General features: G+C 68.1%; 6 protein-coding genes and 3 pseudogenes. 5 read left to right on the forward strand and 4 right to left on the reverse strand.

The window, feature by feature from the left end:
- The first annotated feature begins 83 nt into the window (after positions 1–83).
- Positions 84–1,130: pseudogene (locus tag GJ632_RS14545) on the forward strand (hypothetical protein).
- Positions 1,131–1,204: 74 nt separating this feature from the next.
- The gene (locus tag GJ632_RS14550; protein ID WP_089811484.1) at positions 1,205–2,371 is read left to right on the forward strand and encodes a Cdc6/Cdc18 family protein; all 1,167 of its coding nucleotides are present in this window, start codon (positions 1,205–1,207) and stop codon (positions 2,369–2,371) included.
- A 48-nt stretch (positions 2,372–2,419) separates the two neighbouring features.
- Here GJ632_RS14550 and GJ632_RS14555 read toward each other — a convergent pair whose 3' ends face one another.
- The 4 genes from GJ632_RS14555 to GJ632_RS14570 all read right to left on the reverse strand — a co-directional run bounded on the left by GJ632_RS14555 (position 2,420) and on the right by GJ632_RS14570 (position 7,169).
- Complete coding sequence (locus tag GJ632_RS14555; protein ID WP_191453340.1) at positions 2,420–3,631, reverse strand: ABC transporter substrate-binding protein; 1,212 nt, start codon at positions 3,629–3,631, stop codon at positions 2,420–2,422.
- A gap of 255 nt (positions 3,632–3,886) precedes the next feature.
- Complete coding sequence (locus GJ632_RS14560; protein WP_191453341.1) at positions 3,887–5,089, reverse strand: ABC transporter substrate-binding protein; 1,203 nt, start codon at positions 5,087–5,089, stop codon at positions 3,887–3,889.
- A 49-nt stretch (positions 5,090–5,138) separates the two neighbouring features.
- On the reverse strand, positions 5,139–5,990 hold the full coding sequence (locus GJ632_RS14565) for an ABC transporter ATP-binding protein (protein ID WP_394351813.1): 852 nt from the start codon (positions 5,988–5,990) through the stop codon (positions 5,139–5,141).
- 36 nt (positions 5,991–6,026) lie between these two features.
- On the reverse strand, positions 6,027–7,169 hold the full coding sequence (locus GJ632_RS14570) for an iron ABC transporter permease (protein ID WP_089811475.1): 1,143 nt from the start codon (positions 7,167–7,169) through the stop codon (positions 6,027–6,029).
- A gap of 93 nt (positions 7,170–7,262) precedes the next feature.
- Here GJ632_RS14570 and GJ632_RS14575 point away from each other — a divergent pair.
- From GJ632_RS14575 to GJ632_RS14585, 3 genes and pseudogenes are all read left to right on the forward strand, one after another.
- Positions 7,263–8,056 (forward strand): annotated as a pseudogene (locus GJ632_RS14575) (carbon-nitrogen family hydrolase).
- 91 nt (positions 8,057–8,147) lie between these two features.
- The gene (locus GJ632_RS14580) at positions 8,148–9,338 is read left to right on the forward strand and encodes an AI-2E family transporter (protein WP_191453343.1); all 1,191 of its coding nucleotides are present in this window, start codon (positions 8,148–8,150) and stop codon (positions 9,336–9,338) included.
- A 125-nt stretch (positions 9,339–9,463) separates the two neighbouring features.
- Positions 9,464–10,301, forward strand: a pseudogene (locus GJ632_RS14585) (YihY/virulence factor BrkB family protein); the annotation flags it as partial.

Here is a 10,301-nt window from a genome sequence, read left to right on the forward strand (position 1 = left end):
GCCGAGAACGTCGAGAAGCGCTACGGTCGCTGGCAGGAGGCGGTGCAGCGCTCGCTCGACTGGGCACAGGACGGAGGTGACTGATGGCGCTGGCTGACCTGTGGGCCGTCGAGATGCTCATCGCCGCCTTCGCCGGCGGCGCGTTCGGTGCGGCGCTCGGCGCCCTCCCGGCGTTCATCTTCACCGGCTTCATGGTCATCGCCGGTGAGACCGCTGTCATCGCCAACGTCGACGCCGGTTCGATCACCGGCTCCGTCGCGTTCGGCGCGCCGTTCTCCCCGGCTATCAGCTTCGCCGGCGGCGCGGCCGCCGCCGCGTACGCGGCGAAACGCGGCTACATGGAGTCGGGCTTCGACTACCACAACGCGAAGGACATCGCCTTCGCCCTCGGGACGAAACCGGACGTGCTCGCCGTCGGCGGGGTGTTCGGTATCATCGGCTACTGGCTGACCGTCGCCTCGGCGACGTTCGCGATGCCGTACGACCACATCGCGATGGGCGTCACGCTGTCGGCGCTCATCCACCGCGTCGCCTTCGGCTACGACATCGTCGGCAAGCGCGCGGGAAGGGCTTCCTCGACATGTCGCCGTTCGACGCGAGGAGATGCGCGTGATGGGCGAAGCCGCGACGGACGGCGGGAGCGTCGAAACCGACGGCGGGATGGCGACGGCGAGCCGTCTCGCGGTCGAACCGTGGCTCCCCCACCAGTACAAGTGGGGCAACGTCGCCGCCATCGGCGTCGTCGTCGGCATCCTCGGCGGCTACATCGCCATGGTGACCGGCAGCGCGTTCCTCGCGTTCGGTATCAGCGCGGCGTCGCTGCTGTTCCTCAACCTCGGCGTCGAGCGCATCCCCGTCACCCACCACATGGCGCTGCCCGGCAGCACCGCCGCGCTGGCCGTCAGCAACGGCGGTGAGGGCTCGCTCGCCGTCGCACTGCTCGTCGCGGGCGCGTTCGGCCTCATCTGCGCCCTGTTCGGCGAGTTGTTCCAGCGCATCTTCTACGCGCACGGCGACACCCACTGGGACCCGCCGCGGCCGCCATCGTGTTCGGGACGTTCCTCGTCGCGGTACTCTACATCGCGGGCGTCTTCCCGAGTTCCTCGTGGGTCGCCACGCTCGGCATCTGAACGGCACCGTCTCCGGGAACCTGAGCGTTCCCCCCTTCGACCACCTCTCGCCCGTAACGGGCACGGCAGCTCGGATGAATCTCGAAGAACGAATCCTTCAACGCAAGCGACGCGGCGACAGGCGACAACTCGTCCTCGAAGAGGCGTCTCTCTCCCCGGTGTGGCACCCCGCGGAACCGACGGGGCGAGGGCCGACCATCGAACGCCTCCTCGACCGACTCGAACCGGTGTTCGACCACCGCGCGCCAGAGAACGTCTACGTCCGCGGACCCGCCGGTTCGGGCAAGTCGGCCGTGGTGACGGCGCTGTTCTCGCAGTTCGCTCGACTCCTCTCGTCTCCCGAAGACTCCATCGTGACGACGACCCGCGGTGCCGACGCCGACATGCGGTCGTTCGCCTACGTGGACCTCCGCGAGGCGACGAGCGAGTTCGAGTTCTACCACGCCGTCCTCGACGCGGTGACGAGCGAATCTATCCCCCAGCGCGGACTCTCCACCTCGGACCTCCGCGAACGGGTGAGCAGACACCTCCGGGGCGGCCGCATCCTCGTGGTGGCGATGGACCACGCCGACGAGGACGGCACCGACCGACTGGCGTCGTTCGCCGGCGAACTGGAGAGTCTCGGACACCGAACGTCGTGGGTCGCCGTCGGCCGCAGCGCTCCCGGCGAGGTGTTGCCGGACCCCCACGCGACGAAGACGGTCACCGTCGACTCCTACCACCGCGCGGAACTCACGGACCTGTTGACCGCCCGCGTCTCGACCGGCCTGACGAGAGACGCGACGACGCACCAGCAGATTCGACGCCTCGCGGGGTGGGCGGAGGGCGACGCGCACGACGCCCTCGCGGCCCTCCTCGGCGCGGTGGACATCGCGCTCGACGAGGACAGCGACGTCGTCGAAGACGCGCATCTCGACGCGGGGATGGACTCGGTCCCCCGGCCGTGCGTCGCGCTGGGTCGGGTCCTCGCCCTCTCGGAGAATCGGCGGACCGTCCTCCGCCGACTGGTCGCGCTCGACCCCGAGGACCGGTCTTCGGTCGGTCGCGCCGCCTCGGTCATCGCGTCCTCGGCGTCGCTCTCGGAGAGCACCATCACGCGCTACCTCTACGAGTTCGCCGAAGTCGGCATCGTCGAACGCGTCCCCATCGAGGGCACGCAGAGCGCCGGGCGGCCGCCGAGTCGCGTCGAGACGCGCGTGCCGACGCGGGCGTTCCTGCGCCTCACGCGCGGCGACGAGTGACGCGACGCGTGCCGGACGCCGGACGCCGAAGCGGCCCCGTCGCGTCGTTCAGAACTCGCCGGCGACGATGTCGGCGACGCGTTGTGGGTCGTACAACTGTTCCTCGACGCCGTACACCTGCTCGGCCGCGCGCTGGGTGACGACGAAGTTCGTGATGGGCCCCTGATACAGCGGGCCGCCGCGGTAGACGTCGCCGTTCTGGACGGCCGTGAGCGAACTCGCCGTCTGGTGGTCCTTCATGAACGAGACGACGGTGTTCTGGAACTCCTCGGCCGTCTGGCTCTCGTGGCCGCGACAGAGGAGCACGTCGGGGTCTATCTCCAGCAGCGTCTCGTAGTCTATCTTCCCGCGGGTCTCGTGGAAGTCCTTCACGTCCGTCTCCGCGAGGGCGTCGCGCACCTGCAGGTCGCGCCACTGCTTGAAGCTCGTCCCCTCGCCGACGAGGTACGGCGAGAACGACTCGGGTTCGTCGCCCGCCGCCCAGACGACGGCGACTGCGGGACGCTCGGACTTCGAGGACGGGACGACCGAGGAGACGTTCGACTGGAACTCCTCGTGGAGGGAGGCGAACGCCTCGTACCGCTCTTGCTCCTGAAACACCTGCGAGAGCTTCTCGAACGCCTCGTACAGCGAGAGGTACGGGTAGTCCTCGTGCCACGTGTACCCCGTCGAGAAGATGCTGTTGCCGAAGAACGGGGCCACCTGCTCGGACACCTCGTCCACGTCGGCTCGCTCCCACCCCTTGAACCGGTTCATGAGGAAGTTCGGGTCGACGACGTGCACGTCGCCGTCGAGTTCGTAGAACACCTCCTTCGAGACGCCGTCCGAGTAGAGAGCGGTCATCCCGCTCTTGTCGACGCTCACGCCGGGAATCTCGTCGTAGTAGCGCGTGTGGTACCGGCTCGGGAGCCAGACGCCTTCCGGCGGTTCGACGCCGAGGGCGACCCCCATGTCGGCCCAACTGCCGTTGTTGGCGACCCACGTCTCCGGCACCGACTCGAACGTCACCTCGCCGACCGGCGGCATCGACACGGAGTACGATTCGCCGGACTCCGTCTCGGTCGCCGTCTCCTCGGCCGTCTCCGAGTCGGTCGGCGTTCCGGTCGCCGTGTCCGTCGCGGCGTCGGTCGCGCCCGCCTCCGTCGCCGTCCCGGAATCCGAACTGCCGCTACACCCCGCGAGGAAGCCGGACGCGGCCAGAACGCCGCTCGCCTTCAGTACGTCGCGTCGCGTACGACTCCGTGAACCGTCGTGTCCCATTACGATTTAGGCAAGCCTAAAGACTGAAAGGTATTTCGAAACGAAAGCTAGTCGGCGCGGCAGTGGGACCCGGCGTTCGACAGCCTTTTTCGCGAGCGCGACGTATCTTCGGTCGAAGCGTACGGTTCGCGACGTAGGATACCGGGAACCGCCCGCTTCACTTCTGTACCGAGAACTCGCCGCTCGGAGCGGCGGGACCGGAAACTCGGCGAACGTCGCCGGTGGGCGGACGGCGGGGACGACGGACGTCGGGAGTCAGACGTCGCCGGCGACGATGTCGGCGACGCGTTCGCGGTCGAACAGTTCCTCCTCGACGCCGTACAGCGTCCGCGCGAGACGCTCCGTGACGACGAGGTTCGTGATGGGACCCTGATACAGCGGACCGGCGCGGTAGACGTCGCCGTTCTGGACGGCCGTGAGTTGGCTCGCGACGTCGTGGCTCTCCATGAACGAGACCACCGTGTTCTGGAACTCGTCGGCCGTCTTCGCCTCCTGTCCGCGAATCAAGAGCACTGCGGGGTCGACTTCCAGCAGCGTCTCGAAGTCGATGGCGCCGCGGCTCTCGTAGAAGTTCTTCACGTCCGTGTTCGCCAACGCGTCCTTCACCTGCAGGTCGTTGAGGTGCTTGAAGCTCGTCCCCTCGTCGATGGTGTACGGGTAGAACTGCTCGGGTTGGTCGCCGCTGCCCCAGACGACGGCGGCCGACGGTCGCTCGCTGCGGCCGGGGACCACCGGTGCCAGCGCCGCCTGGAACTTCTCGTGGAGGCCGTCGAACGCCTCGAAGCGGTCGGTGCGCTGGAACACCTGCGAGAGCTTCTCGAACGCCTCGTACTGGGTGTAGTACCGGTAGTCCTCGTGCCACGGGTAGCTCCGCGAGAAGATGCTGTTACCGAAGAACGGACCGACGTTCTCGGCTATCTCGTCCACGTCGGACTGCGCCCACTTCCCGCGGTTCAGGAGGAAGTTCGGGTCCGCGACGTGGACGTCCACGTCCAACTCGTAGAACTGCTCCTTGCCGATGCCGCCGTCGCCCCACAGTTTCTGTATGGAACTCCCGTCGACGCTCACGCCGGGAATCTCGTCGTAGTAGCGCGTGTGGTACCGGCTCGGGAGCCAGACGCCCGCCGGCGGTTCCAACCCGAGCGCGACGCCCATGTCGGCCCAACTGCCGTTGTTGGCGACCCACGTCTCCGGCACCGACTCGAACGTGACTTCGCCGACCGGTTCGATGGACACCGAGTACGACTCGCTCGCCTCGGTTTCGGTCTCCGTCTCCTCCTCGGTCGCCGTCTCGGTGGGCGTCGTCGTCGCCGCCGCGGTATCGGTCGCGCCCGCGCCGGTCGTCGTCCCACCGTTCGAATCGCCGGTACAGCCCGCGAGGAAGCCTGACGCGGCCAGAACGCCGCTCGCCTTCAGTACGTCCCGCCGCGTTCGACTCCGTGAACCGTCGTCTGTCATCGTATTTTAGGCTAACCTAAAAGTTCAAAGCCGTTTCGATACGGCCGGCTCACAGCGAGTGCTTCGGGACGATTTCGGGGTCGGGCGTGTAGGAGACGGCCGCCTCGACGCGGAACACGTCCGCGAGGAGTTCCTCGGTGACCACTTCGCTCGGCGGTCCCCAGTCGTACACTTCGCCGTCCTGCAGGGCGATGAGGTAGTCGGCGAAGCGGGCGGCCTGCGCGATGTCGTGGAGGACGACGGCGACGGTGACGTCGCGCCGGTCGTTCAGTTGCTGGACCGTCTCCATCACGCGCATCTGGTGGTGCAAGTCGAGGTACGTCGTCGGTTCGTCGAGGAGGAGAACGTCCGTGTCCTGTGCGAGCACCATCGCTATCCACGCCAGTTGCTTCTGGCCGCCGCTGAGGTTGCCGACCGTCTGGTCTCGGAGGTGCCCGACCCCGGCGAGTTCGATGGCGCGTTCGACCGCCTCCTCGTCCTCCTCGTCCACCTGCTCGAAGAAGCCGCGGTGAGGGTAGCGGCCGTGGTACGCCAACTCCTCGACGGTGATGGAGTTCGGCGACTCGTTCTCCTGCGAGAGCAGGCCGAGTTCGCGCGCGAACTCCTTGTCGCCGTACTCCTGAATCGCCTTCCCGTCGAGGAGGACGTCCCCGGCGTCGGGCGCGAGTTGCTTCGAGAGCGCCTTCAACAGCGTGCTCTTGCCGCTCCCGTTCGGGCCGACGAGGGCGGTTATCTCCCCCCGCGGAACGTCGATGCGGTCGCACTCGACGACCGGTTCCTCGCTCGTCGCGTACGACAGCGTCAGGTCGTCGCCGACGAGAGCGCTCGTCTCGTCCGACCCGTCGGTGCCGTTCGTCGCACGGTCCGTCTCGGTCGCTCCGTCGCTCTGTGTCCGGGTCATGCTCGTGTGCTCGTCTTCGTGCTCGCTCTCGGCCATCTAGACGTCACCCAGATTCTGCTGTTTCCGCATGAGGTAGAGGAAGTACGGACCGCCGACGAGGCCCGTGACGATGCCGACGGGCACCTGAACGGGCGCCATCGCCAGTCGCGCACCCACGTCCGCCAGCACCATCAGCGCCGGACCGACGAACAGACAACCGACCATCAGGCGCTTGTAGTCGCTCCCGACGAGGTTGCGGACGACGTGCGGGACGATGAGGCCGACGAAACCGACGATGCCCGCGACGGCGATGGCGGCGCTGGCCGCGAGGATGGCGACGCCCGAGAGGAGAAAGCGGGTCCGCTCGACCGACATGCCGAGCGAGCGCGCCGTCTGCTCGCCGAGGAGGAGGACGTTCAACTGCCGCGCGCCGAGGGCGGCGAGGGCGACGGCGAGCGTCGTCGAGGGGAGCGCGAGCCTGACCTGCTCCCAGTCGACGCCCGTCAGCGACCCGGTGGTCCACGCGATGGCGCTCTGGACGACGGCCAGGTCGTCGGCGAAGAAGAACAGCCCCGTCTGCAGCGACTGGAAGATGGTGGAGACGATGACGCCCGCGAGGACGAGTCTGACCGGCGAGGTGCCGTTCTGCCACGCGATGGTGTAGACGATGATGAACGCGGCGGCACCGCCGGCGGCGGCGATGAGGGGGAGGAACGGGGCGAGACCGCTGAAGACGACGAGCGTCAGGAGGATAGCCAGTCCCGCGCCGGAACTCACGCCGAGGATGTACGGGCTGGCGAGTTCGTTCCGCGTGACCGCCTGGAAGATGGCCCCCGAGACGGCGAGGTTCGCGCCGACGAGGATGCCCACGAAGACGCGCGGCAGGCGGATGTTCCAGACGATGAGCGTCTCGGTGGGCAGTTCGGGCAACTCGCCCCGAAAGCCCGTGACCGCACGCATCAGCTCCTCCCCGAGGACGAAGTTGAGCATCCAGCGGGGGTCCAACAGCACCGTCGTGTCGAGGACGGCCCGCCACGCCTGTTCGAGCGTCATCGAGTACGTCCCGAAACTCACCTGCACCAGGCCGCCGAGAACCACCACCGCGACACTCGTCAGACAGACCGACAGGAGCGTCGCGTCCACCCACGCGAACGCCCCGAGACGGTCCAGCAGCCGACCGGTCCGCGCGTCTCCAGACATCGTTGCTTTAGGCATACCTAAACAGCAGGTAAATCAGTTACGACATCGGCATCGGCACGATAACTGATAAGCGACGCACCGGATACGTCGGTTATGAACGTGGCAGCCGTCCAACTGACGGCCGAGGAGTCGGTCGAATCGAACGTCGAACGCGCCGTCTCGCGCGTCCGCGACGCCGCCGAACGGGGCGCGGAACTGGTCGTCCTCCCGGAGATGTGGAACGTCGGCTACTTCGCGTTCGACGCCTACGACGACGCCGCCGAACCGGTCGACGGCCCGACGGCGACGCGTCTCGCCGGGGTTGCCGACGAACTCGGAATCCACCTCCACGGCGGGAGCGTCGTCGAACGCGACGGCGACGACCTGTACAACACGAGTCTGCTGTTCGGGCCCGACGGCGAGCGACTCGCCTCGTACCGGAAGGTCCACCTGTTCGGCTACGAGTCCGACGAGAGCGAACTCCTGACGCCGGGCGAGGAGGTGGTCGCCGTCGAGACGCCCCTCGGCACCGTCGGCCTCACGACCTGTTACGACCTGCGGTTTCCCGAACTCTACCGGCAACTCGTGGACCGCGGCGTCGAGTTCCTCCTCGTCACGTCGGCGTGGCCCGCGGCCCGCACCGACCACTGGCACCTCCTCACGCGCACCCGCGCCGTCGAGAACCAAGTGTTCCTCGTCGCCGCCAACCTCGCGGGGACGAACCGCGGCGTCTCGATGGGCGGCCAGAGCGTCGTCGTGGACCCGTGGGGCGTCCAGCGAGCGAACGCGGGCGACGCGACCGGACGGTGGTGGCGGACGTCGACCGCGAGGAGGTCGACCGCGTCCGCTCGGAGTTCCCCGCGCTTCACGACAGGCGGTTCGACGCCGCGTACTCGCTGGACGGGTGACGGAGCGACAACGGGGGCGCGGGGACGACGGAGCGCAATCGGGATGACAGCGGGGAGAGGAGTTTAGTTCCCGTCGCCCCTCTACACGACGATGCAGTTCGGCTTCACCTCGACCGTCGACCGCTCTCGGGCGATGTGGTGGCTGCTCGGGCTCGCGATACTCCTCGTCCTGGCGTTCGTCGCCGACGCCTACCTCGGGACGTTCATGCTCGGGCTGTTCCTCTACTACGCGACCCGGCCGGTGTACTCGCGGATACGCGACCGAGTCGGCCAGCAGAGCGTGGGCGCGGCCGTCGCGCTCCTCGTGCTCTCGCTGCCCATCGTCGTCCTCGTCGGCTACACCGCGCTCGTGGCGATTCAGGAGCTGAGCTCGTTCGTCGGCCAGAACCAGCAGGGGATTCTGGCGGCGGTCCAGCCGTACCTCGGCCCGTTCGAATCGGTCCGCGACCCGAACGAACTGCTCGGGACGCTGGCGGACGACCCGCGCGGGCTGTTCGAGTCGGCCGACACGGCGACGGTCAGCACGGTTCTGGCGTCCCTCGCGGGGACGGCGTCGTTCGTCCTCGGCGCGGCGCTGCAGTTGTTCATCGCCTTCGCCTTCGCGTTCTACCTGCTGCGGGACGACAGACGGCTCGCCGCGTGGACGCGCGAGAACCTCTCGGGGCGGGGCGGCGTCGTCGACGCCTACCTGACCGCCGTCGACCGCGACCTGAAGACCATCTACTTCGGCAACATCCTCAACGCGTTCGCCATCGCCATCATCGCGGCCGTCTCCTACAACGTCATCAACCTGTTCGCGCCGGCCTCGCTGTCGATTCCGTCGCCGACGCTGCTCGGCGCGCTGACGGGGGCGGGGAGTCTCATCCCCGTGGTCGGGATGAAAATCGTGTACGTGCCGGTGACGATTCTGCTGGCGGTGGAGGCGGCGGTGACCGACCCCGCGACGCTGTGGATCGCCCTCGTCTACGGCGCCGTCTCGCTGGTCATCGTCGACACCATCCCGGACTTCCTGCTCCGCCCGTACGTCTCGGGACGGAACCTCCACACGGGGACGGTGATGTTCGCCTACATCATCGGCCCCGCGCTGTTCGGCTGGTACGGCCTGTTCCTCGGCCCGCTGTTACTCGTCGTCGGCGTCCACTTCGTCCGCATCGTCCTGCCGGAACTCGTCAGCGGCGACCCGCTCGACCCCGACGCGCGCGGGCGGAACCCGCTCAGTGCGGCGGAGGACGAGCAGCGACGCATCGACGACTTCGGCGCGACGAGCGACGACGACGACTGAGGCCGAGTCGGGTCGCGGACGGCCGAGCGGTCCCGGCCGCCGCCCACACGTTCGGAGTCGATAGATTCGCTCGAATGAGAACGTCGGCCGCCGGACCCATCACCGGAGAGGCCAACTCGTTCACAATGCGCTTCGAGGGCGGCGAGACGACGGCGGTGCTCCGAACGGTCGTCGAACGCGTCCGCGAGCAGAATCTCACGTTTCTCGCCGGGAGTCTCGCGTACAGCGCGTTCGTCTCCCTGATTCCGCTGCTGTTGTTGCTGTTGCTCGCCGTCGGGAGCGTCGGCAACGAGATGGTCGCCGCGCGCGTGTCGGGCCTCACCGAGGCGTACCTCACGGCGGGCGCCCAGACGGAGATACGGGCCGCCGTCGACAACGCGGGCGGCGAAGTCGGGCTCTCGGTGACGGGAGTCCTCGTCCTCCTGTGGGGCGCGCTCAAACTGTTCCGCGGCCTCGACACCGCGTTCGCGGAGGTGTACGTGACCGAGTACGAATCGAGCCTGTTCGAGCAGTTCCGCGACGGACTCGTCGCCCTCGTCGCCCTCGGTGTCTCGCTGGTCGCCCTCACGCTCGCCGGGGGCGCGTTCGCCTACCTGCGGATTCCACTGCTCCACGTGCTGAACCCGCTGTTCCTCCTCGCCGGTCTGAGCCTCACGTTCCTCCCGCTGTACTACGTCTTCCCCGACGTGGAGATGACCGTCCGCGAGGCGCTCCCCGCGCCGTCGTCGCCGCCGGCGGGTGGGCGATACTCGAAGTCGGCTTTCAGGTGTACGCCGCCAACGCCGGCCGGTACGAGGCGTACGGCGTCATCGGCGGCGTCCTCCTCCTCCTGACGTGGCTCTACTTCAGCGGTCTCGTCGTCCTCCTCGGTGCCGCCGTCAACGCCGTCCTCTCGAACCGGAGTCGAGACGTGAACGTCGACCCGGTGTTCGGCGGCATCCCGCCCGAGGAGAAGCGCCACAA

Source organism: Halogeometricum sp. CBA1124, assembly GCF_009741955.1.
GTDB lineage: Archaea > Halobacteriota > Halobacteria > Halobacteriales > Haloferacaceae > Halogeometricum > Halogeometricum rufum.